Source organism: Paraburkholderia phenoliruptrix, from assembly GCF_019511605.1.
Classification (GTDB): Bacteria; Pseudomonadota; Gammaproteobacteria; order Burkholderiales; family Burkholderiaceae; genus Paraburkholderia; species Paraburkholderia phenoliruptrix_A.
The window spans coordinates 187767-213236 of sequence record NZ_JAEUAV010000002.1 but is presented as its reverse complement, the minus strand read 5'-3'; the positions used below and the strand labels follow the sequence as shown (position 1 = coordinate 213236).

At 61.9% G+C, this 25470-nt stretch carries 20 protein-coding genes; 8 read left to right on the top strand and 12 right to left on the bottom strand.

The annotated features are described in order from the left end of the window. Positions 1 to 37: 37 nt before the first annotated feature. From JNB89_RS04595 to JNB89_RS04565, 7 genes are all read right to left on the bottom strand, one after another. The gene (locus JNB89_RS04595; RefSeq protein ID WP_220361434.1) at positions 38 to 802 is read right to left on the bottom strand and encodes a flagellar motor protein; all 765 of its coding nucleotides are present in this window, start codon (positions 800 to 802) and stop codon (positions 38 to 40) included. A gap of 81 nt (positions 803 to 883) precedes the next feature. Further along, positions 884 to 2119, bottom strand: a complete 1236-nt coding sequence (locus JNB89_RS04590) for a Crp/Fnr family transcriptional regulator (RefSeq protein ID WP_041729338.1) — start codon at positions 2117 to 2119, stop codon at positions 884 to 886. 233 nt (positions 2120 to 2352) lie between these two features. Then, positions 2353 to 3204 (bottom strand): carbohydrate ABC transporter permease, encoded by an 852-nt coding sequence (locus JNB89_RS04585; protein WP_013342769.1) that lies wholly within the window; start codon positions 3202 to 3204, stop codon positions 2353 to 2355. A 9-nt stretch (positions 3205 to 3213) separates the two neighbouring features. After that, positions 3214 to 4185: a carbohydrate ABC transporter permease gene (locus tag JNB89_RS04580; protein ID WP_041729337.1), complete on the bottom strand. Its 972-nt coding sequence runs from the start codon at positions 4183 to 4185 to the stop codon at positions 3214 to 3216. Between the two features lie 239 nt (positions 4186 to 4424). Continuing rightward, the gene (locus JNB89_RS04575) at positions 4425 to 5678 is read right to left on the bottom strand and encodes an ABC transporter substrate-binding protein (RefSeq protein ID WP_135891333.1); all 1254 of its coding nucleotides are present in this window, start codon (positions 5676 to 5678) and stop codon (positions 4425 to 4427) included. Between the two features lie 87 nt (positions 5679 to 5765). Continuing rightward, positions 5766 to 7751: a beta-galactosidase gene (locus JNB89_RS04570; protein WP_135891332.1), complete on the bottom strand. Its 1986-nt coding sequence runs from the start codon at positions 7749 to 7751 to the stop codon at positions 5766 to 5768. 11 nt (positions 7752 to 7762) lie between these two features. Beyond that, positions 7763 to 8914 (bottom strand): ABC transporter ATP-binding protein, encoded by a 1152-nt coding sequence (locus JNB89_RS04565; protein ID WP_135891331.1) that lies wholly within the window; start codon positions 8912 to 8914, stop codon positions 7763 to 7765. Between the two features lie 192 nt (positions 8915 to 9106). Between JNB89_RS04565 and JNB89_RS04560 the strand changes: the two genes are divergently transcribed. The 5 genes from JNB89_RS04560 (at position 9107) to JNB89_RS04540 (ending at position 14754) form a co-directional block, all read left to right on the top strand. After that, a complete protein-coding gene (locus tag JNB89_RS04560) occupies positions 9107 to 10138 on the top strand; it encodes a LacI family DNA-binding transcriptional regulator (RefSeq protein ID WP_135891330.1) in 1032 nt (343 codons plus the stop codon). A 397-nt stretch (positions 10139 to 10535) separates the two neighbouring features. Continuing rightward, positions 10536 to 11540 carry a sugar ABC transporter substrate-binding protein gene (locus JNB89_RS04555; protein ID WP_013342763.1) on the top strand — a complete coding sequence of 335 codons (1005 nt, stop codon included), beginning with the start codon at positions 10536 to 10538 and terminating at the stop codon, positions 11538 to 11540. A gap of 86 nt (positions 11541 to 11626) precedes the next feature. Further along, positions 11627 to 12613, top strand: coding sequence for an ABC transporter permease (locus JNB89_RS04550; protein ID WP_013342762.1), 987 nt, complete (start codon positions 11627 to 11629; stop codon positions 12611 to 12613). Positions 12614 to 12700: 87 nt separating this feature from the next. Beyond that, entirely contained in the window at positions 12701 to 13498 is a 798-nt protein-coding gene (locus JNB89_RS04545; RefSeq protein ID WP_013342761.1) for an ATP-binding cassette domain-containing protein, read from the top strand. Positions 13499 to 13527: 29 nt separating this feature from the next. Then, entirely contained in the window at positions 13528 to 14754 is a 1227-nt protein-coding gene (locus JNB89_RS04540) for an ROK family transcriptional regulator (RefSeq protein WP_135891329.1), read from the top strand. Between the two features lie 16 nt (positions 14755 to 14770). On the opposite strand, the gene JNB89_RS04535 is transcribed toward JNB89_RS04540, so the two are convergent. Both JNB89_RS04535 and JNB89_RS04530 read right to left on the bottom strand, forming a co-directional pair. After that, positions 14771 to 17857, bottom strand: coding sequence for a transglycosylase domain-containing protein (locus JNB89_RS04535; RefSeq protein WP_220361433.1), 3087 nt, complete (start codon positions 17855 to 17857; stop codon positions 14771 to 14773). 191 nt (positions 17858 to 18048) lie between these two features. Further along, positions 18049 to 19062, bottom strand: a complete 1014-nt coding sequence (locus JNB89_RS04530) for a LysR family transcriptional regulator (protein WP_013342758.1) — start codon at positions 19060 to 19062, stop codon at positions 18049 to 18051. A 141-nt stretch (positions 19063 to 19203) separates the two neighbouring features. Here JNB89_RS04530 and JNB89_RS04525 point away from each other — a divergent pair, with 141 nt between their 5' ends. From JNB89_RS04525 to JNB89_RS04515, 3 genes are all read left to right on the top strand, one after another. Further along, positions 19204 to 20136 carry a dihydrodipicolinate synthase family protein gene (locus JNB89_RS04525; RefSeq protein WP_220361432.1) on the top strand — a complete coding sequence of 311 codons (933 nt, stop codon included), beginning with the start codon at positions 19204 to 19206 and terminating at the stop codon, positions 20134 to 20136. Positions 20137 to 20194: 58 nt separating this feature from the next. Then, positions 20195 to 21484, top strand: a complete 1290-nt coding sequence (locus JNB89_RS04520) for an NAD(P)/FAD-dependent oxidoreductase (protein WP_220361431.1) — start codon at positions 20195 to 20197, stop codon at positions 21482 to 21484. Positions 21485 to 21645: 161 nt separating this feature from the next. Beyond that, positions 21646 to 22371: a TetR family transcriptional regulator gene (locus JNB89_RS04515; protein ID WP_135891325.1), complete on the top strand. Its 726-nt coding sequence runs from the start codon at positions 21646 to 21648 to the stop codon at positions 22369 to 22371. A gap of 107 nt (positions 22372 to 22478) precedes the next feature. On the opposite strand, the gene JNB89_RS04510 is transcribed toward JNB89_RS04515, so the two are convergent. Genes JNB89_RS04510 through aroQ form a run of 3 tightly spaced genes read right to left on the bottom strand, consistent with a single transcriptional unit; the run spans position 22479 to position 25256 of the window. Continuing rightward, entirely contained in the window at positions 22479 to 23855 is a 1377-nt protein-coding gene (locus JNB89_RS04510) for an MFS transporter (RefSeq protein WP_220361430.1), read from the bottom strand. 58 nt (positions 23856 to 23913) lie between these two features. After that, positions 23914 to 24804, bottom strand: coding sequence for a shikimate dehydrogenase (locus JNB89_RS04505; RefSeq protein ID WP_013342753.1), 891 nt, complete (start codon positions 24802 to 24804; stop codon positions 23914 to 23916). Beyond that, a complete protein-coding gene (aroQ, locus tag JNB89_RS04500; protein WP_220361429.1) occupies positions 24801 to 25256 on the bottom strand; it encodes a type II 3-dehydroquinate dehydratase in 456 nt (151 codons plus the stop codon). The genes JNB89_RS04505 and aroQ overlap by 4 nt, the downstream gene beginning before the upstream one ends. Between the last annotated feature and the right edge of the window lie 214 nt (positions 25257 to 25470).

Sequence of the window (25470 nt, the reverse complement as noted above, 5' to 3'; positions counted from 1 at the left end):
GTCCGCGATCAGTTGTGCCTGTCTTTTTTCGATGCCACTAGCCGAGCAGTTCAGCAGAGCGCTCGCGCACGTCGCCCGCCAGACGCGTTTCGATGGTGTGCGGCGATTCCTTGCGCGAGATGGCGAGCAAACCGTCCAGATAGAGACGCCTGAAACGCAATTCGCTGTCCACCTGTGCGCGGATTTTGCCGAATAGCGGCAGAAACACCAGGTTCGCAAGTGCGAGACCGTACAGCGTCGCAACGAACGCGACCGCTATGCCCTGCCCCAGTTGCGACGGCTCGAGCATATGCCCGGTCACCTGAATCAGGCCGAGCACGGCCCCGAGAATACCGAAGGTCGGCGCACAACCGCCGGCCTGTTGCCAGATACGGGCCGCCGCCATGCAATTGCGCTCGTAAGCGTCGACTTCCCGTTGCAATGCATCTTCGAGCACCGCCGTGGTCACGCCGTTCGCGAGCAGTTCGAGACCTCGCTTGGCAAACGGACTGATGCCCTTCGCCTCGATCGATTCGAATACCAGCATGCCGTTCACCTTCGCCTGGTCGCCCCATTCGAGCAGAATGGAAAGACTCTTGCGATCCACTTGGCGCGCCTTCACGAAAGCGAAGCGCAGCAGCTTCACGCCGTCGTAGAAACGCGCCCACGTGTTCTGGATCATCACCGCGGCCAACGTGCCGCCAAGCACGATCACAAACGCCTCGAGCTGAATCAGCGACGTGAAGTTGCCGCCCTCCAGCGAGAAGCCCGCGACGATTGCCGCCACCCCGAACACTACGCCAAATACCGTCAAAAGATCCATACGTCCCCGCGAGCGGCTGCACGAGCCTGCAAATTACAGTTGGACGTTACGTCCGCTCATGCCGAGCGAACGGAACGGGCATCAGGACTCGGCCGGTGCCGCGTGCGCCGCGGGTGACTTGAGCGCCCGAACCGTTTCAATGAAGCGCTGCTCGATCTCCACGATTTCGACCGGATCGATTCTGATCTCGCGCCGCATCACCCACGACACTTCTTTCTTGCGCGCTTCAGTCATGACGGATTGCAGGCGCTCGTCAATAGGCTGGCCGGCAGACGCCGAAAGCAGCTTCGCGAGGTCATAGGTATCGAACGCGCTCACTGCTTCGAACAGGGTTCGCTGATCGATGAACTCCAGGTCGTCGAGCGATTTCAACTCGGCGGCACCGCGCGCGGTGCGGCGCGAGAAGTAGCTCAAGCCCTTCTCCTCGACATAATTGAGCACTTTCGACTTGCGGAAAGCAAAGATGTCTTCGGCGATTTCCGCGTGGGAGAGCTTGTTCAGAATCACCTTCCTGTCCACGCCGATCAGCGCTTCGAGGTCGTCGAGTTCGATCAGCTCAAGTTCGCTGCTGATCGAAACGTCGAGGTCATGGTCGGCCACCTGCTGCGCGCGGTCGGTGATTTTCACCGGATCGAACGTAACGAGTTGGCGGCCCGTTGCACCGTCGTTCGCCGAGTAGCGTCCGGCCGTGTTGTTCAGCCGCTCGGAGCGCCCCGCTTCAATCGACACGAGGTTGAGCTTTTCCATGCGCTTGAGCATGGCCATCACATGCGGGCGCGAATGGCCCGCAATCGCGTTGCATTTCTTGATGACTTCGGAAAGCGGAATGGAGACTTCTTCGTTTTGAGGGCGGCGTGCGCGCGCATCGAAGCGGTCGTTCATCTCGGCGCCTGCCATCAACGACAGAACATGCGCGTAGGAAAGCACACCAGGCAGAAAGTCGGCATGCGTATTGGTCGCGAGTATGTCGTCTTTCTTTTTCACGCGCCGGATCATCGTGCGCACGATGTGGCGCAGGAGCGGCGACACGCGCTCCAGTTCCTCTTCGACGATACCGCCGGCGATAGCCGTCAACTGGCAGAAGCTCAGCGCCTTGGCGGTGTGGGCTCGCGGCTCAGGCGGCAACAATGCCGCTTCGCCGAAGAATTCGCCCTTGCCGAGCGTGGCCAGAATGACCTTTTTTTCATCGCACTGCGTGGAGATTTCGACTTTGCCATCTGCAATCACGTAGATGACGGCGTCGCCCACGAAGCCTTCGGAATAGATGACTTCCCCCGGAGCCGCAGTGCGCGTCCATGGCGAGCGTTGTTGGTTCAAGATTGGTACCCCCGATGAGCTTTGGTCCAGCGCATGCCTTTCTTCAAGCACGAGTCAGTTCGACGGTCTGACTTATTTCACGGGATAACGACAAACTCGTCCCAATCTTTAATTAGGGCAAACGTGGTGAAAATCGAGCAAACGTTTGCTAGTACCGATTAGAAGGCGCGGCATCCGTCAGCGAAACGCTCATTCTTTACCGACGGCTCTCGTAGAACGCGCCGTCGGCTGCGTCAACCCTTGGTCGCGCCAAACGTCAGGCCGGCAACAAAGTGCTTTTGCATTGCGAAGAACATCGCCACCGAAGGCAGCGCAGCCAGAATGGAGCCCGCCGAGACCAGGTTCCATGCGGTCGTCCATTGGCCCTTTAGTGCGGCCACGCCCACCGTGATCGGCGCGGCGTCATCGCCCTGCGTTAGACACAGCGCCCAGAAGTAGTCGTTCCAGACAAAAGTGAAAACGAGGATCGCCAAGGCCGCGAGCGCGGGCCGGATCAACGGCAGCACGATCCTGAAGAACACTGTCCATTCGTTCGCGCCTTCAATTCGCGCTGCCTCGACCAGTTCGAACGGTAGCTGCTTGATGAAGTTGCGCAGGAACAGCGCACAAAATCCGGTTTGAAACGAAATATGAAAGAGGATCAGCGCGCTGACGGAATTGAACAGGCCGAGTTGCAGCGACAGGTCACGCACGGGAATCATCAACACTTGTACCGGCACGAAATTGCCTGCGACAAACGTCGCGAACAACGCGGAATTACCGCGAAAACGATAGATTGCGAGCGCAAAACCCGCCATTGCCGCGAGTGCTATCGAGCCGGCCACCGCAGGCACAGTAATGAGCACGCTATTCCAGAAGTAATGCAGCATCGGCGAGGTGGTGAGCGCCTCGCGGTAGTTTTCGATTAGCGCGAAGTGCCTGGGCCAGCCCCAGTAGTTGCCTTCGCTAAGTTCTTCCGTGGAGCGCACCGATGTGACAAGCACCGCGATCATCGGCAGAAGCCAGATCAGCAATGCGATGGGCAAAGTCAGTTTGTAGGCGCGGCGCGCAGCCGGTTTCCATTTGTCGATTGGAACGGGAAACATGGTGGCTCCTTATTGCTCCGCGCGCAGCATTCGCCGCAAGTGATAAACGATATACACCAGCATGATGCCGAACAGCACGACCGCAATGGCCGCCGAATAACCGATGCGAAAGTACTTTATTGCCTGGTCGTACATGTAGTAGGCCAGCACCGTCGAGCTCTCGAACGGACCGCCGCCGGTCATCACCGATATGAGGTCGAAGCTGCGTAATGCGCCAATGATCGTGACGACAATGGCCATGAACGTGGTGGGCCGCAATTGCGGAAGGATTACGTGCCACAGCATCGACCAGCCGCGTGCGCCCTCCATGCGTGCCGCCTCGATCTGCTCGGCATTGAGCGATGTCAGGCCGGTCAGATAAAGAATCATGCAGTAGGCTGTTTGCGGCCACAGTGCGGCGAATACGATGCCGAGCGTCGCATAGCGTGGGTCGCCGAGTACCGGCACGCCGTGACCCAGAATCATCGCGAGCAGACCGAAAGTCGGGTCGTAGAACCACGAAAAGATCAGCCCGACTACCACGCCTGACAACACGAACGGTGCAAAGAATAGCGATTTGACGATACGAATGCCCGCCACCGCCTGGTTCAGATACAGCGCGACCGCGAGCCCCATTGGCGGAGCGAGCAGAAAGAGCAGCAGCCAGATGAGGTTGTTCTTGAGCGCCGTGTAGAAAGTCGGGGCGTTGAACAGTTCGACGTAATTGGCGAGGCCGACGAAGGTCGGCTCGGTCATGCCGTCCCAGTTGAAAAAGCTCAGGCGGATAGTCGAAAGGATCGGCCAGATCACGTAAACGGCGACCATCACGCAAGCCGGCGCGAGAAACAGAAAGGCGGCACGCCGCTGGCGCCGCGCGGTGGGCGAGGGACGGCGCCCCGGCGCGCGCGCGTGAGCACTCGAGGCGCTACCCGGCGCCGGCAAGCCGGAACCGCCCGGTGCAACGGAACCGCCTACAGTATGGCGGGTGACGGAATGCGACAAGATGACCCTCCGATCCCATGCAAAGCTGTCGGCCGGAGTTAGCGCTTCAGCGCTTACTCAGGCCCCATGCAAGGCTGTCGGCCTGAGTTAGCGCTTCAGCGCTTACTCAGGCCCCATGCAAAGCTGTCGGCCTGAGTTGGCGCTTTAGCGCTTACTCAGGCCCCATGCAAAGCTGTCGGCCGGAGCGCCCCGCTCCCGCCAGATACAACAGTCAGCGGCCCGACGGCCGTCACCGTTGCCTACTTCTTATAGATACGCTTGCGCGTCTGTTCGAGTTGCGCAAGCACGCTGTCCAGTTTCGACGGATCGGAAACGAACTGCTGCATTCCCTTCATGCCTTCATCGGCCATTTCCTTCGTCATGTCGCGATCGTAAAACTGCGCAATTCCGCCCTTTGTATTGGCAAGGATCTGAAAACCGATCTTCGAAATGGGGTCTTCCGGCTCGGGAGATTTGCTGTTCGCCGATAGCGAGCCGAGGCCCTTGGCCAGCTTCGCGCCGATTTCCGGTGTCTCGACAAAAGCGAGGAACGTGTGTGCGTCTGCCTTGTTCTTCGCCTTCGACGGAATATGCAGCGATTCCACCGGACCGTCTTCCGCAGTCGGCACGTTGGCATCGATAATAGGGAACTGGAAGTAGCCCATTTCAGGCTTTACGCTCGCCGGAAAGCCCGCGGTAATGAACGTGCCCATCAACATCATCGCGGCCTTGCCCTGGAACAGGAACGGCTGCACGGCGTCCAGATCGTACGAGAGCGAGTTGTCGATGAAATAGCCGGCGTCGATCAGTTGCTTCCACGTCGTATAAACCTTCTTCACGCGCGCGTCCGTGTAAGGCACTTCACCCGCCATCAGCTTCTGATGAAACGCGTTGCCGTTCAGCCGCAGGTCGAGATAATCGAACCAGCCGGCGAGCGTCCATGCATCGCGGCCCGCCACGGCAATGGGCGTAATGCCGGCTGCCTTCAGCTTCTTGCAGTCGTCCAGAAACTGGTCCCACGTTTTCGGTTCGCCCGAGATGCCCGCCTTCTGGAACAGGTCCTTGCGATAGAACATGCCCCACGAGTAGTACACGGTGGGCGCCGCATATTGCTTGCCCTTGTACGAAGACGCTTCTTTCGTCGAAGCGTACATCTCGTTCCAGCCGTTCTTCGTCCAATCGCCGCTCAGATCCTCAAAAAGACCGCGCTGCGCGTAATAGGCCATGCGCTCGCCGTCATGCCAGTTGACGATGTCCGGCGCGACCGTCGAAAGCCAGCCGGGCAGTTGCACCTTGTACGCTTCTTCATCGATAAACGACACCTTTACGTCGATACCGGGATGAGCTTTCCTGAAGTCGTCCACTACCGATTGCCAGACGGCGCGCTGGCTCGCGCCCTTAAACGCAATGTTGGCCGTGAGCGTACCAGCCTGCGCCGGGCTGAGAACCGACGTGCCGATTGCGGCTGCAGCGAGCGCGAGTGTGAGCAGAACCTTGCGTGGTTTCATTTTCATGCTACCTGTCTCCTTTATTTCTTGATCTTGCGTCGTTGTCGTGAGTGTTTGCAATGCCGGCTTGAAAACGTCCCGTTACCTAACTGCTCAGTTGGATCGGTAAACCGCTACGCCCTGCGGTGGTACTGTGCTCGAACCGATTACGAACCTGTCTTCGGCTACATCGGTAAGCGTGTGCGCTGTATCGCCGTAGTTGAACACGTAGGTCAGCGCGCCGCGCCGGCTAATGCGGACGCTTTCGCCGAGCGGATGCGTCTGGATACCTGCGCGCTGTGCGATCTGCGCGAACAGCCGAACAGTGAGCGAGTCGTCGAACAGGCTCGCGAAGTAATGGAACGCGCCGCTTCGCACGCACGCAGGGTGGCCGTCAGCAAAACGCGCGAGTACGTCGAATGCATGCGCGTCACGGCTTTCAATTAAATCGCGCCAATGACGCGCATGGCCAATCGCCGCGTCGGGCTCTTGCGTGCCTGCGCCCAACACGGGTTCAGTCACGTTGGGCCGCATTGATTCGACACGCCACACTCGCAGCGGCAACACGTCTGCGAGCGGACCAGGCGGAAGATTCGCCGGAATCTGCAAGTCCTGCGTCTTCGAACCGGTGCGCGGCCCGAACACCACTTGCGCGCCGGAGCTTGCCAGACGAGCCGCAAAATCCGCAGGCACCATCGGCAGCGGCGGCACCACGATCATGCTGTAGCCGTCGAACGATGCGTCGACGGGCACGACATCCACATCAAGACCTAGCGCGCGCAACGCGGAGTAGTACTCGAATGCGAAGCGCGGGTAGTGAAAGTCCGCACCCTGTGGATGAATCTCGAACAGCCACTTCGCTTCATAGTCGTACACGAGCGCGACTTTCGACCGAACCGCGGCATTGGCGTCGGCGTTCGCTGCAAGTACTGTGCGAATGTTTTTGGCAACTTGCTCCGCCTCGCTACCTCCCACGTCGAGCCGGTTATCCGGCGTATTCAGGCCAGCGTGCATCTGCTCCTGTGCAAACGGCGCCTGACGCCAGCGGAAATACGACACGCAGCCTGCGCCATGCGCGAACGCTTCCCAACTCCACAAACGCACCATGCCAGGAAGCGGCGCGGGATTCCACATCGCCCAGTTCACCGGACCGGGTTGCTGTTCCATGACCCAGAACGGCAGCTTCGACATGCCGCGGTACACGTCATGATTGAACGACGCGAAGTCAGGATGACCGCTGCGCAACCAGCGCGCTTTTACTTCGGGCGCGAACCATTGCTCTTCGAGTGCGCCTAGCGGATAACTGTCCCACGTGGCGACATCCAGATCGGCGGCAACCTTGTAGTGATCGAACTCGGTGAACAGCTGCATGAAGTTGTGCGCGACCGGACGCCCCGGCGAATGAGCGCGAATGATCTCGACCTGCATGCGGTTATAACGCGCGACCTCGTCGGACGCGAAGCGCCGATAATCGAGCCGGTGCGACGGATGCGCTTCAGTGACGGTTGCGACCGGTGCGTCGATTTCGTCGAAACTGCGGTACTCCATGCTCCAGAAGACCGTGCCCCACGCGCGATTCAACGCGTCGACCGTTTTATAGCGCGCTCTCAGCCACTCCCGAAACCGCGCAACTGCGGCCGGCGAATAACTCACCACGGTGTGATGGCAACCGAACTCGTTGTCGGTCTGCCAGTACGCAACGGCCGGATGCTTGCCGTAACGCTCGGCAATCGCCGTGCAGATCTTTTGCGAGGCCGCAAAATACGAAGGCGACGAGAAGTCATAGTGACGCCGCGAGCCGAACGCGCGCGGACGGCCATCGGCGCCAATCGGCAAGATGTCCGGATGACGGTCGATCAACCACTTCGGCGGCGTCGCCGTCGGTGTGCACATGACCACCTGCAAACCAGCCGCGCCCAGTACTTCTACCGCGCGATCGAGCCACGCCCAATCGTATTCGCCAGGCGTCGGTTCAATACGGCTCCATGCAAACTCGGCAATTCGCACCTGCTCGATGCCGAGCGCTTTCATGCGGCGCGCGTCGTCTTCCCACATCGACTCTGGCCAGTGTTCCGGGTAATAGCAGACTCCAAGGCGCATCCGAATGTCCTTTATGCGTAGTGTTCGACGGATTCGAGCGAAACGGCCGCAAAGCCGTCTTCGGTGAACAAATGCGTGGCATGGTGCGGCACGCGCAAATTTGCGCGATCTCCGGGCGCGAGCCGCGTATTGCCCGGCGCTTTTGCAATCAGCGCGGCGCCGCCGGGTTGATCGAGGTGCACATAGCTGTGTTCGCCGAGTTGCTCGACGAGCGAGACGGTGCGCGTCAGAACGGCGCCGTCATGAGTGGCCGACGTGTCGATAAATTCCAGGTGCTCGGGGCGCACGCCAAGCGTGACCGCCTGGGCGAGCTGCAGCGCCGCGCCATCCACAGGCACACGCACGGTTTCCTGAGTAGCGTCGAGTGTGACGACCACCCCTTGCGCGTCGACGCGAGCCACCTTTGCCGGCAAAAAGTTCATTCGCGGGGAACCGATAAAGCCGGCGACAAAGCGGCTCTTCGGACGGTGATACAACTCGAGCGGCGCGCCGATCTGCGCGATGCTGCCGTGGCGCTCGGTATCCTTGCCGGCATGCAGCAACACGATCTTGTCCGCGAGCGTCATTGCCTCGATCTGGTCGTGCGTGACGTACACCACGCTCGCCTTCGCAAACTGCTTATGCAGCCGCGCAATTTCAATGCGAGTCTGGCCGCGCAGGGTTGCGTCGAGATTGGAAAGCGGCTCGTCGAACAGAAAGACGCCCGGCTCGCGCACAATTGCGCGGCCAATTGCAACGCGTTGCCGCTGGCCGCCCGACAAAGCTCTCGGCTTGCGGTCGAGCAGCGCTTCCAGTTGCAGAATGCGCGCGGCTTCACGCACCTTGCGGTCTATTTCTTCCTTGGGAGTTTTGGCGAGCTTCAATCCGAAGGCCATGTTCTCGAACACGGTCATGTGCGGAAAGAGCGCATAGCTCTGAAACACCATGGCCACGCCGCGCTGCGCAGCGGGCACGTCGTTCATGATGTTGCCGCCGATGAACAGGTCGCCATCGGTCACGTCTTCGAGCCCGGCGATCATGCGCAACAACGTGGATTTACCGCAGCCGGAAGGTCCGAGGAAAACGCAGAATTCGTTCTCGCCAATTTCCAGATCCACGTCGCGGATCACCGGCGCACCCTCGCCATACGCTTTCTGCACGCCTCTTAACGAAATGCTCGCCATCGCATCGACTCCGTGATTTAATCGGCTCGACGACGGAGATTAAGCGCTTAATCAGCAAGCCCGAAAAAATCGATCGCAGTGCGATCGCCGGTTCTTGCCCTGTCTCCATGTCGTTTTGTCAGTGCGACAAATGGTGCCGTGCCTTGTACTTTGATGCAAATGCCGGGCAGCCATCCCAAATAATGAATAGATATGCCCACACTTAGCGAAGTCGCGCGTCATGCTGGCGTCACGCCCGCCACCGTATCCAACGTGCTGCGCAACCGCGGCCGCGTCGGTGAGGCGACGCGCCAACGCGTGCTTGCGTCTGTCGATGCCCTCGGCTACCGGCCGCATCTCGCCGCTCGCGCGCTGGCCGAGGGCCGCGCGCCCACGCTCGCACTCATGGTGTCGAGCATCGCCAATCCGTTCTATCCGGAGTTCGCGCTCGCTGTCGAACGTGCGGCGCGCACGAGCGGCCACTTCGTCATCATCTGCAATACTAATGATGATCCCGTGACAGGCCGCGCGTACCTGGACCAGATTGCCGGCACGCTCTCCGAGGGCGTGTTGGTGACGAACGCCAACTTGCAGTTCGCCGACCTTCATGTGATCGAATCGCGCGGCACGCCCGTGGTTTTATGCATGTGGGAGCGGCCCAACGAGCCGCCGGGCCTGCCCTGCGTCGCCGTCGATTTTCGTCTGGCCGGCGAACTGGCAGGCCAGCATCTGCTCGAGCTGGGTCATCGGCGAGTCGGGGCGATTGTCGGCAGCAAGGTCTCGGGCATTCATGCCGCGCGCTACGAAGGTTTCCTCGACGCGCTGCGCGCACGAGGCGTGCGCAAGAGCCGCGTCAAGCATGCAGCGGACACGGTCCACGGCGGCTATACGGCCGCGCGTGCGTTGCTCGAAGCCGATCCGCGAATCACCGCGATTTTCGCGACCAACGACCTGCCGGCGCTGGGCGCAATGCACGCGGCCGCGGACCTGGGCCTCGCCGTGCCGGGAGATCTGTCGGTGATCGGCATCACCGACATTCAACTCGCTCGCGAATCTCGGCCCGCGTTGACCACCGTCGCCGTGCCGACCGTCGAAGTGGCCGGCCTCGCGGTGTCGTTACTGCGCGAGCTGATCGAATCGTCGTACGGACAGCGGGCACGCGGCAAGACCAAAGTGCCCATGCGCGTTTCGTCGGCACCGAAACTGGTGGTGCGGGCGTCCACGGGCACACCGCGCTCGAGTTGAGGCTTCGCTAACACTCGTGGCGAAGCGATCGGCACCCACGTCGTCACATGGTCCGATGTATGCCGATTTGCTTTCGTCTTGCTTTCATCGCAGCCAGGATTTTCCCCAATCCGGCTCGCTCCCCGCTGCATCGCAACAATCTCCGAAAGGCCTGCTGGACAAGGCTTTTCGCGCTTGCCCAAGGCGAACCACCCTCCCACGCCCACTCACGGCATCGCTTGACGCGCACACTCGCGCCTGCTGTACTAAATCAACCAAAGTGATTTAGGCGGCGTCTTTCGACTAGCGTCACCCGTTCGAACAAGCCGCCGTCCAGGTTGCGACCGCGCAGCGTTCGCGTGTGCAACCGCTTGCAGTCGCACGCGACATTCATTGCCAATAACCGGAGGAGCGTCCCATGAATCTGAAGTCCCGCAGGCTTCCTGTCGCCAGGAAAGTGATCCCGCTGTGCGTAGCGGCCTCGGCCGTCTGGTGTGCGAGCGTGAGCCAGGCGGCCGACCAGCCGGTCGTCGGCCTCATCACCAAGACGGACACCAACCCGTTCTTCGTGAAGATGAAGCAGGGCGCCGAAGCGGCCGCGTCGAAAGACGGCGCAAAGCTGATCACCGCTGCCGGCAGATTCGACGGCGATAACGCGAGTCAGGTCACCGCGATCGAGAACATGATGACGGCCGGTGCGAAAGCAATTCTGATCACGCCAAGCGACACGAAAGCGATCGTGCCGAGCATCAAGAAAGCGCGTGCAGCGGGCGTCATGGTCGTCGCGCTAGACACGCCGACCGATCCGCAGGACGCCACCGACGCCCTCTTTGCCACCGACAATTTCAAGGCCGGCGTGTTGATCGGCAAATACGCGAAAGCCGCGTTGAACGGCAAACCCGCCAAGATCGCGACGCTCGACCTCGCGCCCGGCGTTTCCGTGGGCGTGCTGCGCCATAACGGCTTTCTCGAAGGCTTCGGCGTGAAGCCAGGCGATCCGTCCATTGTGTGCAGCCAGGACACGCGCGGCGATCAGGCAAAAGGCCAGACGGCAATGGAAAACTGCTTGCAGAAAGCACCGGACATCAACGTCGTGTACACGATCAACGAACCGGCGGCTGCGGGTGCGTACCGTGCGCTGAAAGCAGCGGGCAAAGAAAAGGGCGTGATGATCGTGTCCATCGACGGCGGCTGCGAAGGCGTGCGCAACGTCAAGGCCGGCGCCATCGCCGCAACCTCGCAGCAGTATCCGCTGAAGATGGCCTCGCTCGGCGTGACGGCCGGCGTCGATTACGCAAAGACCGGCAAGAAAGTGTCGGGCTACCAGGACACGGGCGTGACGCTCATTACCGACAAGCCGATGTCCGGCATCGACAGCAAAGATACGAAGTTCGGCCTCGACAACTGCTGGGGCAACAAGTAACGCGCACTGAATGGCGGCCCGCGTATCGGGCCGCCGAATGATTCGCCGCGCGGCGCATGCCGCGCTCATGTCTCGAGGACATCATCATGTCGACTCCATCCGCGCCCGCGGGCCATCCGCGCCATTTCTTCGACCGCCTGCCGTCGCTCGCCGAAGTCGGGCCGCTCATTGCGCTCGTGCTGGCATGCGCGTTCTTCATTTCGCAGAGCAGCCGCTTTCTGTCGTTCCAGAACCTCTCGCTGATCCTGCAACAGACCATGGTCGTCGCGGTCATCGCCATCGGTCAGACCTTGATCGTGCTGACGGGCGGCATCGATCTTTCCTGCGGCATGGTAATGGCGTTCGGCTCCATCATCATGACCAAGTTCGCGGTGACGCTGGGCCTGCCGCCGGTCGTCGCGATTCTCTGCGGCATTGGCGCGAGTACATTGTTCGGCGTGCTCAACGGTGTACTGATCACGCGCATCAAGCTGCCCGCGTTCATCGTCACGCTCGGTACGCTGAACATTGCGTTTGCACTCACGCAGATCTACTCGAACGCGGAAAGCGTGTCCAATCTGCCGGACGCCATCATGTTCTTCGGCAATACCTTCAAGCTCGGCCCCGCGGATGTAACCTACGGCACCGTGCTCACCTTGCTGATGTATCTGGCCACCTGGTTCGTGCTGCGCGACACGGTTCCCGGCCGGCACCTGTATGCGCTCGGCAATAACGCCGAGGCCGCACGGCTGATGGGTTTGTCCTCGCAGAAGATCCTGTTGACCGTTTATACGCTGGCCGGCGCGATCTACGGCATTGCCGCCTTGCTGGCGGTATCGCGTACCGGCGTGGGCGACCCGCAAGCGGGTCAGACAGAGAACCTCGACAGCATCACCGCGGTCGTGCTGGGCGGCACGAGTCTTTTCGGCGGACGCGGTTCGATTGCGGGCACGCTGCTCGGCGCGCTGATTGTCGGCGTGTTCCGCAACGGCCTGACCCTGATCGGCGTTTCTTCGGTCTACCAGGTTTTGATCACCGGCATGCTGGTGATTCTCGCGGTAGCCGCGGACAAACTCTCACATCGCCGCGGTTGAGCACTGCACCGCGATCATCTTGCATGCCGCCTGGACTAGCGCGTAAGCACCCGATTGCGCGCCCACCCAGGCTGCGAGGAGCACGTCATGTCGACAACTACTTCCACTTCCGCCCCGCTGCCCGTCTTGCAGGCACGGGGGCTCGTCAAACGCTATGGCAACGTGACCGCGCTCGACGGTTGCGATTTCGAGGTGCTGCCCGGCGAGATTCTCGCCGTGATCGGTGACAACGGTGCGGGCAAATCTTCGCTGATCAAGGCGCTGTCTGGCGCAACGGTGCCGGACGAAGGCGAAATTCTGCTCGACGGAAAGCCAGTAAAGTTTCGCAGCCCCCTGGATGCACGCGCCCAGGGCATTGAAACGGTATATCAGGAGCTTGCCGTCGCGCCGGCCATGAGCATTGCGGAGAATCTCTTTCTCGCGCGTGAATTGCTGAAGCCTGGCTGGCGCGGCTCGATCTTCAAGATGATCGACAAACGCCGCATGCTCGAAGAAGCGACCGCGCATATGAAAGACCTGCAAATCGGCATTCGCTCGATGCGCCAGGCAGTCGAAACGCTTTCCGGCGGACAGCGCCAGGGCGTTGCAGTGGCGCGCAGTGCTGCATTCGCCCGGCATGTGGTGATCCTCGACGAGCCCACCGCCGCGCTCGGCGTGAAGGAAGGCAACATGGTGCTCGAACTGATTCGCCGCGTGCGCGACCGCGGCTTGCCGGTGATTCTCATCAGCCACAACATGCCGCATGTATTCGAGGTGGCGGACCGCATTCACATTCAGCGGCTCGGACGGCGTGCCGCGCTCGTCAGGACGAAAGACGTGCATATGTCGGAGGCCGTGGCCATCATGACCGGCGCCAAAGAAGCCGACGTCAAGGCGATTGCATGATGCAATCATTGCGCTGAGGGCCCGCCGTCATGGATACCACCGGCATGCGCCCGTCCCTCAAACGCACGGTCGGCTCGAACCAGGTCGGCATGCGGCAGTTCAACGAACGCATCGTGCTGCAGGCGATCCGCTTGCACGGGCCGCTGCCGAAGGCCGACGTGGGCCGCCTCACGCGCCTTTCCATGCAGACCGTGTCGATGATCGTCGATCGCCTGATCGACGACGGGCTGCTGGAAAAGCAGGCGCGCGTCCGCGGAAAAATCGGCCAGCCGTCGGTGCCCATTGCGTTGCGCGCGGGCGGTGCGTACACCATCGGCATCAAGGTAGGACGCCGCAGTCTCGACGTGCTGGCAATGGACTTCGCCGGCCGCGTGGTCAGCCGCGACGTGTTCGAGTACCCGTATCCCGATCCGCGCACGCTCTTTCCCGCATTGGAAACCAGGCTCGCGCGCGTGAATCAGGCACTGGGCGCGAATGCGGAGAAGGTGGTCGGCGTCGGCGTTGCCGCGCCGCTGTGGCTCGGTGGATGGCGCGACTTTCTCGGCGCGCCGCCCGACGCGCTCGATGCGTGGCACGAGATCGACCTGCGCTCACGCATCGCGACGATGACGGGTCTGCCGGTGGAATTCGCAAAGGACACCACCGCGGCGTGTGCCGCCGAACTGGTGATGGGCCAGGGACGTGGCATTCACAATTTTCTGTATCTGTTCGTAGGCACTTTTATCGGCGGCGGACTCGTGATCGACGGACGCCTGCATGGCGGGCCGCACGAAAACGCGGGCGCAGTAGGCTCGATTCCGCTACGCGAGACCAACGCGCGCAAGCCCGCGCGCCAACTGCTGCATGCGGCATCCGGCTTCGTGCTTGAACGCCTGCTCAGCGAAGCAGGCAAACCGCCCGCCGCTGCGCACGATCATCGCGCGCTGTCGCCGGACATGTGGCGGCACACCGAGCAATGGCTCGACAGCGCGTGCCCGGCGATTGCCAGCGCGCTCACCAACGCAGCCGCATTGCTCGATCTCGAAGCGGTCGTGATAGACGGTGAACTGGACCGGCAAATGGTGCGCGAAATCATTCGCCGTACCGAGCGCGTGCTCGACCGGTTCGAATGGGAAGGAATGGTGCGCCCGCAACTATTGGAAGGCGCGATCGGCGCAGACGCTCGCGCGATGGGCGGCGCAATCCTGCCGATGTACGCGCACTTCGCACCCGTGCACGAACTCTTTCTCAAGCCTGCGACCGAGCCCCCCTATTGATGGGCGGCAGCCGGCTTCAGTGCGCTGCAACATTGGTGGCAACGACAGACGCGGTCTTCGCAGGCGCTGCGTCGAGGAGCGGCTGCAACGCGGGCGCCATCGACTTGAGCAGTTGCACGGACAGCGCGCTCGTGAACTCGTAATGCGCGGCATACGGTTCGTGTACCCATGCGGTCAGCGTGCCGTAAAAACGCTCGCCGAAAGAGAACACGAATGTCGCGCTGCGGTTCACCTTGCGCGACTCGATAAGACGCGCACCTTTCGCGAAGACATTGAAGCGCTGATCGCCGGTGCCGGTCTTGCCGTACACCTGCAGCGTGCGGCCGTCCGGGAACGTGATGCCCTGCGCCAGACGCCGCGCGGTGCCGCCAGTCACCACGTCGCGCAACATGCCTTTTACCGTTGCCGCGATTTCCGGCGCAAGCTGCTGTTGCGGCGCGACTGCGGCACGCCGGAAATGGGTTTCGTAGGGTGTGTCTTTCGCAAAGTCCAGTTGCGTGAGGCTCTCGGTCGGCACCTTGTTGCCGTCGTTTGCGATCAGGCCGATCAGTTGCGCGAGCGCGGCGGGCCTGTCGCCCGACGCGCCGATTGCCGCCGCATACGAAGGCGTGAGCGTTGCGAACGGATAGCCGAGTGCCTGCCACGATCTGCCGATTGCCTCGTAGGCGCGCAATTCGACCATGCGTTTGATGCGGCGGTCTTGCGTAGCGTGATAGCGCGTCTTGAAGAGCCATGAATAGCTTTGCAGCCGTACGTCCTTGCTCGCGTTTTGGATCTCGTTGGGGGTGGCATCCGGATGCTCGCGCAGATAATTGAGCGTCCATAGTTCAAGTGGATGCACGCTCGCGATATAGCCGCGATCGTTCAGATTGAAGCGGTCAATGCCGTATTTCGAGTAAAGCCTGGCGAGATCCTCGTCGTCGAGCATCGAGGCCGCCGGGGTATTTTTCAACGCGGCTCGCATTTTCTGATTGAACCACGCGTTGGATTCGTCCGGCGCGACGCTGCGCAATACGGTGGCCACTTTGGGCGGAGACTTGCGCACGCCGAGCAGCAATAACGCGAGCGCCTGTTCGCGCGTCTTGCCGTGATACTTCGTGTAGAAGCGATTCATATACACGCGGCTTTCCTGATCGGCGAACTGCGTCAGGTACATCTTGCGGATCGCCGGATCGCTCAGCCACTGCGACGAGGGTCCGGTGGTTTGCACCATCTCATAGTGAACGATGTCGCGCATCAATCGCACGAACACGAGATTCACCGAATGCTGGAACGCGCGGCGCACGGTGAGAATGCGGCTATTGTCGTCCGCCTCGAAATTGTTGAAGGTCTGCGCGCCGCCTCCCGTGTAGAAGGTTTCACCGGGATTCGCCGAGTACTTGCGCTCCACGGCCGCATCGAGCATGGGCTGCAACGAGCGGTCCTGTGTGTGGGACAGATAGTCGAGTGCCCAACGGGTCAACTGGTCGCCAGGATCAGGCTTGATGGCTTTGAGCTCAGCCGCGCTGCGAGCCGCGTAACGGTCATGCAGTTGCGCCACGATCTGCAAATACGTCACCATGGTGCGCAGTTTTGCGGTGGAACCCAGATTGAGCCGCGCGCCGGAATTGATGTCGAACGGCTGGTTCACGCTGTCCGTCTGCACGCGCACGAGATTGGCGCCGTCGCGCCGCTCGAACAGCGTAAAGCTGTAAGCGATCTTCGAAGGGTCGTCAGACGCGCGCAGCATTTCATAACCGACCAGACCCGCAACCTTTGCGCCCTCGCGCGTGGCGGCAGCGGCAAGCCGTTCGCTCACCGCCTGTTGCACAGCATTATTGAGCGTACCCGTGGCTTGCAGATCGAGCCGGTCCAGTTCGTAGAAGCTCGGAATGCCGAGGGCTGCAAGCAGATTGGAGCGCATCGACGTGACGGCCTTGCGCGACACAAACGAGCCGGTGTTTTCCGGCGGTTTCGCCGCGCGGTGCAATTGCACGTTCGCGGCAAGCGCTGCATCGCGCAGCGCGGCCGGAATTACGCCGCCATTCGCAAGCAGGCGCAAATAGCTGTCGGTGAGCCGCTCCAGTTCACGATAGCCGCGATGCAGCAGATAGGACGGCGCGCGCTGCGCAATCATCAGCGAAAGCACCTGGCGGAAAGCCTCGCCCTGTTCCGGGAGATTCTGCGCGGTGGAAGGCGCGCTCAGTATGCGGTTCACCTCGGCGAAGTCGCGCCCGTACCATGCGGCGAGACCGTCGCCCAGGCCGTTTATTTCGCCTATGCCAGGTTGCGCGGCAAGCGGCACCGAGTTCAGGTAATGCACGACGATCTGCCGGCGCGCGGGCATGGTTTGCGGTCCGTCCAGATAGGCACGCACCGAGGCCGACGCAATCTGCCGGAGCTTTTCCGGCGGCGTGGCAGTGCGTCCTCCCGCAGAGTGACGGAATTTCTCGATCTGCGTGGCAAGCGTGCTGCCGCCGGGCGTCGCCTGATGGTGATTGAACACGCGCGCGCCCTGGTCGACCAGCGCGCGACTGAAACGCCCCCAGTCTATAGCCGGGTTGCGGTTCGGCTGATTCGGATCGAGTAGATAGCGGTCTTCGATAAACAGCAACGAGTTGACGATAACAGGCGGAATTGCCTCGAAACCGCTGTAGGCGTGGCCTGGAAAGCTCGCGCTGAAAAGCGGCGCTCCGGTACCGTCGAAGAGTTGCAGGCCAGCCTGGTCTTTCTCCGCGTAAGGCAGAAAGAGGCTTCTATCAGCAAGGGAAAGCATGCGTTCCGAATCACGCGCCTGGGCAGTGATTTCGAAGCCGCGTTGCAGAAGGCGCTGCTGGATGGACGGCAGCAGCGCATAACCGAGGCGCGTGTCGTAGGGGCCTTTATCCGCTTCAGGAAAGCGGATGGAGTGACTCGGCCCCTCGTCCACGGTGAAGCCGACGTCGCGCGTAAGCTCGGACAGATAATGCGCCTGCAGCCGGGAGGTTTCGATTTCGAGCTGACATAAGCGCACGAGCCACGCGAGGCCCAACAACAACGCCGCCGCCAGCGCCCATTTGAACCACTTGCGCACCGACGCGGTGCTGGTGGCGCGTAGCGGAAACCGAACCGATGGCCGATTCATGACTGCTCTCCCCGGACGGGAGTCGGCCTCGTAAATCCGACACCCTTTAATGAGTGTAGCGCGGACGCACACACACAATTGGTTCGGTTAAACCCCAGTGTCGCCGCTACAACACCCGCCGCGAGAACATAGCAAAGCGCGAATTGCCGTGCGATATTCGACGTCTGCGAGGCGCTTTCAAAACCGCGGGTTCAGGCGGCTTTTCGCCTCGCCGGCGCAACGGGCTGCTTGCGTTTTGGCGCGGGCTTGGGCTTGTCTGGCCGCGCTTCTTCCTGCATGGCGGCGTGCTGCCGCAGCAATTCCACAAAGCGCTCGGCGGGCGGCGACAGCACGCCGCCCTTGCGCGTCACGACGCCAAAGGTCTGTGAAGGCGACTTGAGCTTGACCGGTACCGCGCGCAGCATTTTTTGCCGAATGAACATTTCAGCTATAGCGGTCGGCAACAACGACACGAAGTCCGCACTGCTTTGCAGAAGCGCGACGGTCACAAAGGTAGACGCCGTGGAAATCCGGTTATCGGGCATTGCCAGCCCCGCCAGATCCATCTCGCGTTCGAGCAGCGCGTGCAACGGCATATGCGACGGATACATCACCCAACGATGATCCGCCAGATCCGCGAGCGTCAACTCCTTCTTGGGCCACGGCGGATGTGCATAGCCCACCACGACGGATAGCGGCTCATCCGCGAGCGGACGATACTGGTATTTCGACGGATCGGCCGCCACGGCCGCACGGCCGATCACCAGATCGAGACGGCCGTCGTCCAGTTGCGCGAGCATGCGCGCGCTCGTGTCCTCGACCACTTCGATAGAGAGCTTCGGATACCCCGCATGTAGCCGATTGACGGCAGGAATCACGCACTGCGCAATAGCACCCATGATCGCGCCAATTGCAAGCCGCCCGCCGCGCCCCGAGCGTATTTCAGCGACGTCCTGGCAGAGCGCGGTGAGATCCGTCGCCACGAGGCGCGCGTGGCGGATCACGCAATGTCCCAACTGGTTGGGGATCATGCCGCTTTTCGAGCGCTCGAAAAGCGGCGCTTCGAACATCGATTCGAGTTCCTGCAATGCTTTGCTCGCAGCCGATTGCGTCATCGACATGAGGCCCGCCGCCTTGTGCAGCGACTTCTGGTCATCCAGCGCGATCAGCAATTGCAGTTGCTTCATGCGCAGTTTGCCCAGCAGAACGTTCAGCGTGTTTTTCATGAGTGCGGCGGTGAGTCGTAAAAGCGATCACAGGATGGAAACAATTCAATATACCCGTGCGCTCTAGCGCCGTATAGTCGGTCGTGGAGACGCTGGTAGTTCCTCTATATCCCCTCATAACATTCTGAAAGCGCCCGAACCATGAGCCAGACCACCCCTGCCGCCGCCCTGCGCGGCGTATTCCCCGTCGCACCCACCATATTCGACGAAGCCGGCCAACTGGACCTGGAAGGCCAGAAGCGCTGCATCGACTTCATGATCGATGCCGGCTCGAACGGCCTGTGCATTCTGGCGAACTTCTCGGAGCAGTTCGCGCTTTCCGACGAAGAACGCAACACGCTGATGCACGTGGTGCTAGACCATGTGGCGGGCCGTGTGCCGGTGATCGTCACGACCACTCATTTCAGTTCCTATCAATGCGCTGAGCGCAGCCGCCGCGCGCAGGAGGCAGGCGCCGCGATGGTCATGATCATGCCGCCGTATCACGGCGCCACGATCCGCATCGGCGAGCGTGGCATCGAGGAGTTCTATCGCACCGTGTCCGATGCGATCGACATTCCGATCATGATCCAGGACGCACCGGTTAGCGGCACGCCGTTGTCGGCGCCGTTTCTCGCACGCATGGCCCGCGAAATCGAACACGTGTCGTATTTCAAGATCGAAGTGCCGCAAGCAGCGAACAAGCTGCGCGAGCTCATCCAGTTGGGCGGCGATGCGATTATCGGCCCCTGGGACGGCGAAGAAGCGATCACGCTGATGGCCGATCTCGATGCGGGCGCAACGGGTTCCATGACCGGCGGCGGTTATGCGGACGGCATCCGCCTGATTGTCGACGCCTATGCGGCCGGCGACACGGAAGCGGCCGCCGCGCATTACCAGCAGTGGCTGCCGCTCATCAACTACGAAAACCGCCAGGGCGGTCTCGCATCGTGCAAGGCGCTGATGAAGGAAGGCGGCGTGATTCGCTCGGACGCGGTGCGCCATCCGCTGCCCGCGATGCATCCTGCCACCCGCGAAGGATTGCTGAAGATCGCGCGGCGCCTCGATCCGCTGGTGCTGCGCTGGGGCAAGTAAGGCCGGGTAGCGGCAAGCGGCTGGACGCGGGCATGCGTTTGCCGCTACGCTAGCCGCCATGGAAAACTTCTATGAAGCCACTGTCGCCCGTTCGTCCGTATACGCGCCGCTCGCCGGGCGGCAAAGCGTTGACGTTTGCATCGTGGGCGGCGGGCTGGCAGGACTTTCCACCGCACTAGGGCTTGCCGAGCGCGGCCTCACGAATGTGGCCGTGCTCGAAGCGCGGCAGGTCGGTTTCGGCGCGTCCGGGCGCAACGGCGGCTTCGTGTTCGGCGGCTACAGCCTCGATTGCGCCGATCTGCTCCGCACGCTGGGTCCGGCTCGCGCGCGCGAACTCTATGCGCTCACCGTCGAGGCCGTCGATCTGATGCGCGCCCGCATCGCGCGTTATCGCATGGAGTGCGATGCGACCGACGCCGGCGTGATTCTCGCCAACTGGTTCGACGAACCCGCGCGGCTCGACGCGCAACGGCGCCTGATGCGCGATTCGTTCGGCGTGGACTGGGAACCGCTGAGCGCCGACCAGCTTGCCTCGCAACTGAAGACACGCCGCTATCACGGCGGCCTTTTCGAGCGCAACGCCTTTCACTTTCATCCGCTGAAATACGTGCTCGGCGTCGCGCATGCAGCAGCCCGTGCCGGCGTGCAGATTCACGAGCAGTCGGCCGTAGTGCGTTTGCAGCGCGACGGCGCCGGCTTTATCGTGCATACGCCACACGGTGCCGTCGACGCGCGGCATGTCGTGATGGCGGGCGGCGGTTACGCGCGCAACGTATACGCGAAAGTGGAGCGTGCGGTGCTGCCCATTGCCACTTACGTGATGGCCACCGAGCCGCTCGGCCCGCGTCTGCAGGATGCGATCGGCACGCGTGCGGCCGTCTACGACACCCGCTTCGCGTTCGATTACTACCGGCCGTTGCCCGACACGCGCATTCTGTGGGGCGGCCGCATCTCGGTGCGCGACCGCGCGCCGGAAATCATTGCGCGCTTACTGCGGCGCGATCTGCTGAAGGTATATCCGCAACTGCATGACGTGCGTGTGGATTACGCGTGGGGCGGCCTGATGAGCTACGCGCGCCACAAGATGCCGCAAATAGGCCGCAGCGTGGACGGCGTGTGGCATGCCGTCGGCTTCGGCGGGCATGGCATGGCGCCGACCACCGTCGCGGGCGAATTGCTGGCCGCGGCCATTGCGGGCGAGCGCCCGGTGCCCGAGGGGTTCGCCGCATTCGGGCTCACACCTGCATACGGCGCGCTCGGACTCGCCGCCGCGCAGTTGACCTACACCGCGATGCAAACGCGCGATGCGTTGGCCGCACGTCGTCGGCGGGCTCGCCATACCGTTTGAAATCGGCGTGCGAACATGCCGCGGTTGTCCGCATCGTGACAGAGATCAGCGCAGTGCCTAATGCGCGGAAACGCGCCGAAACGCGCCAGAGCGCGCGCGGAAGCCTGTTTCGCGCATGCTAGAATGCGCCGTCATCGCCGCTCGAACAGCTCGAATACACAATGAAAAAGGGAAGCAAGGCAGCCGAATCCGATACCAACGGCATTGCGTCCGACGCGCCGCCCAAGGACGCGCGACGCAGCGAGGCCAAACGTACCGACGCCCGCCGCAAGTACGACCCCGAGCAGACCAAGCGCAACATTCTGGATGTCGCCACGCAGGAATTCTCCGCGATGGGACTCACCGGTGCGCGCGTCGACGCCATCGCGGAGCGCACCAACACCACCAAGCGCATGCTGTACTACTACTTCGGCAGCAAGGAGGGCCTGTATCAGGCGGTGCTCGAGAAGGTGTATGGCGACATTCGCGCGCTCGAGCAGGATCTGCATGTGAGCGAACTCGACCCGGTGGAAGGCATGCGCGCGCTCGTCGAATTCACGTTCGACTATCACGACCGCCAGCGCGACTTCGTGCGCCTCGTGACGATCGAGAACATCAACGGCGCAAAGTATGTCGAGCAGGTGAAGAGTTTCAAAGGCCGCAACGTCACCGTCATTCACACAATCGAAGATCTGCTTGCGCGCGGCGTGGCAGCGGGCCAGTTTCGCAGCGACGTCGACGCGATCGACCTGCATCTGCTAATCAGCTCACTGTGCTTTCATCGCGTGGGCAATCGTCATACGTTCGGCACGGCGTTTGGGCGCGACCCGTCGCATCCGCGATTGCGCGCGCGTCATCGCGCGATGATCGTGGATGCTGTCTTGCGTTTCGTGCGCAAGGAAGACTGAGCCAAGTCACTGCCGTTGGATCGCAATGCAAAACGGGACGTGGCCTGCGCCCCGTCCCGTTTGTTATTGCACTTCTGCTCCGGCTTGCGCGTAGCTCTTAACAGCGCTTAGTCCACCAGCACGATCCGCTTGATGTCGCCGACAACGAAGATGTACGACAGCGCGCCAATCAGCGCCACGACGCCGATAAACACCAGCGCACCGACAAACGATCCCGTGGCGGCGACAATGAAACCGACTACGAGCGGCGTGACAATACCTGCCAGGTTTGCCGCGAAGTTGAAGATGCCGCCGGTCACGCCGAGCAGACCTTCAGGCGCAATGTCCGACACCAGCGTCCAGCCGAGCGCAGCCATGCCCTGCGCAAAAAACGCCACGGAGAGAATCGCGATCACCGCGACATTGCTCTCTACGTAATTGGCGAGAATGATTGTCGAGGCGAGCAGCAAACCAGCGATGATCGGCAGCTTGCGCGCGACGTTTGCCGACTTGCCGCGACGCAGCAGCCAGTCGGAAAAGAGGCCGCCGAACATCACACCTACCGACGCCGCGATGAACGGCATGATCGCGAAGAAGCCGATCTTCAGCCAGCCCATGTGACGCTCGGTGGCGAGGTAGGTCGGGAACCACGTGAGAAAGAACACGAGCGTCGAGTTGCCGGCGAACTGGCCGAGGCAGATGCCCGTCAGTTGACGATGCTTGAGCAGGCGGCCAATGGTGCGCCACTCGAAACCGCTCTTCGCGGGCGCCGCCTCGGTGCTTGCGGCGGCGCGGTGCCGCTGCGTGAGACCGCCGCCTGCTTCGATATAGTCGAGTTCAGCCTGATTCGCCGACGGATGATCGCGCGGTTCGCGATACATCAGCCACCAGATGCCGCCGAACACGATGCCCACGCCGCCCACCACGTAGAACAGCGAGCGCCAGCCGAAGGCGCCCATCAGCATGAAGAGAAACGGGCTGAAAAACGCGAGCCCAATGTATTCGCCGACAGTGTAGGTGCCTGTCGCCATCGCGCGTTCGCTTTGCGGGAACCACGTGGCCACGACGCGGCTATTGGTCGGAAAGCACGGAGCCTCTGAAACACCCAGACCAAGACGGAACACGAAAAGTCCCGCAATGCCGTGCACCAGCCCTTGCGCGAGCGTGCAAAGCGACCAGAACGTCATCGACAGGAAATACGTCAGCTTGCTGCCGAAACGGTCGAGAAAAAGGCCGCCGGGAATTTGCGAAGCAACGTAGCTCCACGAGAATACCGAGAACAGCAGGCCCATCATCGCGGCGTTAATGCCGAGTTCTTTGGTCAATTGCGGTGCGGCAATGCCGAGCACCGTACGGTCCAGATAGTTGATCATGGTGCCGACGGCGAGCAGACCAAGTATCTGATAACGCGCGTTCGAACGGCGCGCCGTACTGGTGTTCGCGGTGGCAGGCGCGCCGACCTGACGCGTCGGGTCGGCCGGGCTGGAGTGGCTGGGTTGCGGCATGGGTTCTTGTCTCCTCTAACTGATTAGGTATCCGTCATTTACCGGCGTGCGCAACCGGTTAGCGTTCCAGCAACGACTGAAAATGGGCGTAGACGCGCTCGGCATCGGGTTCCCGTCCCGTGAAAATGCGCATCGCGTCGACTGCCTGATACACCGCCATCCCGCCGCCCGTCAGCGTGCGGCAGCCGAGTGCTTCGGCCGCCTGCAACAACGCGGTGCGAATCGGGAAATAGACGATGTCCGCGACCCACAGGTCGCGATGCAGCAGTTCGGCGGGCAGCGGCAGTCCAGGCAGTTTGGCCATGCCCGTGGGCGTCGCGTGAATCAGCCCGTTGGCGGCGGCCAGGGTTTCGCCAAGCGCTGCGTCGGACGATTCGCCGGCTGTCACGGTGCGGTCCGCAAAGCGCTTTTGCAACTCCGCTGCAAGCGATGCGGCACGGCTTGCGTCGACGTCGAACAGGGTCAGCGTTTGCGCACCCATAGTGAGGGCCGCATGCGCGACCGCCGCGCCTGCGCCGCCCGCGCCCAGTTGCACCACGCGTTCGAGCGACACGTCGGGCAAGCCGCGTTGAAAAGCGCGGGCGAAGCCGGACCAGTCCGTGTTGTGGCCGATGCGCTTGCCGTCCTTGAAAAGCACGGTGTTGACGGCACCGAGAGCGCGCGCGTCGTCGGACAATTCGTCGAGTAGAGGAATGACCGCCTGCTTGCACGGATACGTGATGTTCAGACCGTTGAAGCCCATGCGCTCCGCGGCAAGCAGCAGGTCGGGCAGCGCTGCGACGTCGAGTTTCAGCGCCTCCAGATCGATGCGGCGGTACACGTAATGCAGGCCGAGCCGGCTGCCTTCTTCTTCGTGCATTGCGGGGCTCAGCGAGCCGCCGATGCCTGCGCCGATCAAACCGACCAGATACGAGTCCGCGGTGGCTTGCGGGTTCGCGTTTGTGTTCATTTTGCCGCCCTATTCCTGAGTATGGTGGCCATTCGCTCGAGCGCGAGCACATAGCCTTGAGTACCGCAACCAACAATGATCGCGTCCGCCACCGCGGACACATACGAGTGATGCCGGAAGGCCTCGCGCCGATGCACGTTTGAAATATGCACTTCGATGACGGGCTTCTCGATTGCTGTGAGCGCGTCGGCAATCGCGACCGACGTATGAGTGTAAGCGGCGGGATTGATCACGATGCCGTCGACCTTCGTGCGCGCCGCATGCAGCCAGTCGATCAACTGGTGCTCGGCATTCGACTGACAGAAATCGACCGACAGATCGAGGCGCTCGCCTGCGTCGCGGCACAGCCGGGCGACGTCGTCCAGCGTCTCGGAGCCGTAGATGGCCGGCTCGCGTGTGCCGAGCAGGTTGAGGTTCGGTCCGTTGAGGACCAGTACTGACGCGAAGCTCATGATGGTTTCCTGAGACCGAAGGCAGCGCGAGCGGTGGATGTGGAGTTCGCGCCTGAGCGCACCACTGCGTTCTCAAGCACAGCATTTACTCCTCTCCCCTGCACCGTAGCTGCAAAAGTGGAACATGTGAAACACGAAGCGCACGGCCACCGACCCGCAACGCCTCTCAACATAGGCGCAGTGTGCGCTCATGAGCCGCGTGCGTCATTCGGGG

Excerpts from the sequence above, each read along its gene's own strand:
- JNB89_RS04555 (WP_013342763.1), top strand. The coding sequence starts at position 10,536 with ATGAATCTGAAGTCCCGCAGGCTTCCTGTCGCCAGGAAAGTGATCCCG.
- JNB89_RS04530 (WP_013342758.1), bottom strand. The coding sequence starts at position 19,062 with ATGAAAAACACGCTGAACGTTCTGCTGGGCAAACTGCGCATGAAGCAA.
- JNB89_RS04595 (WP_220361434.1), bottom strand. The coding sequence starts at position 802 with ATGGATCTTTTGACGGTATTTGGCGTAGTGTTCGGGGTGGCGGCAATC.
- JNB89_RS04565 (WP_135891331.1), bottom strand. The coding sequence starts at position 8,914 with ATGGCGAGCATTTCGTTAAGAGGCGTGCAGAAAGCGTATGGCGAGGGT.
- JNB89_RS04575 (WP_135891333.1), bottom strand. The coding sequence starts at position 5,678 with ATGAAAATGAAACCACGCAAGGTTCTGCTCACACTCGCGCTCGCTGCA.
- JNB89_RS04535 (WP_220361433.1), bottom strand. The coding sequence starts at position 17,857 with ATGAATCGGCCATCGGTTCGGTTTCCGCTACGCGCCACCAGCACCGCG.
- JNB89_RS04585 (WP_013342769.1), bottom strand. The coding sequence starts at position 3,204 with ATGTTTCCCGTTCCAATCGACAAATGGAAACCGGCTGCGCGCCGCGCC.
- aroQ (WP_220361429.1), bottom strand. The coding sequence starts at position 25,256 with ATGAGCTTCGCGTCAGTACTGGTCCTCAACGGACCGAACCTCAACCTG.
- JNB89_RS04545 (WP_013342761.1), top strand. The coding sequence starts at position 12,701 with ATGTCGACAACTACTTCCACTTCCGCCCCGCTGCCCGTCTTGCAGGCA.
- JNB89_RS04505 (WP_013342753.1), bottom strand. The coding sequence starts at position 24,804 with ATGAACACAAACGCGAACCCGCAAGCCACCGCGGACTCGTATCTGGTC.
- JNB89_RS04525 (WP_220361432.1), top strand. The coding sequence starts at position 19,204 with ATGAGCCAGACCACCCCTGCCGCCGCCCTGCGCGGCGTATTCCCCGTC.
- JNB89_RS04515 (WP_135891325.1), top strand. The coding sequence starts at position 21,646 with ATGAAAAAGGGAAGCAAGGCAGCCGAATCCGATACCAACGGCATTGCG.
- JNB89_RS04540 (WP_135891329.1), top strand. The coding sequence starts at position 13,528 with ATGGATACCACCGGCATGCGCCCGTCCCTCAAACGCACGGTCGGCTCG.
- JNB89_RS04520 (WP_220361431.1), top strand. The coding sequence starts at position 20,195 with ATGGAAAACTTCTATGAAGCCACTGTCGCCCGTTCGTCCGTATACGCG.
- JNB89_RS04550 (WP_013342762.1), top strand. The coding sequence starts at position 11,627 with ATGTCGACTCCATCCGCGCCCGCGGGCCATCCGCGCCATTTCTTCGAC.
- JNB89_RS04560 (WP_135891330.1), top strand. The coding sequence starts at position 9,107 with ATGCCCACACTTAGCGAAGTCGCGCGTCATGCTGGCGTCACGCCCGCC.
- JNB89_RS04570 (WP_135891332.1), bottom strand. The coding sequence starts at position 7,751 with ATGCGCCTTGGAGTCTGCTATTACCCGGAACACTGGCCAGAGTCGATG.
- JNB89_RS04510 (WP_220361430.1), bottom strand. The coding sequence starts at position 23,855 with ATGCCGCAACCCAGCCACTCCAGCCCGGCCGACCCGACGCGTCAGGTC.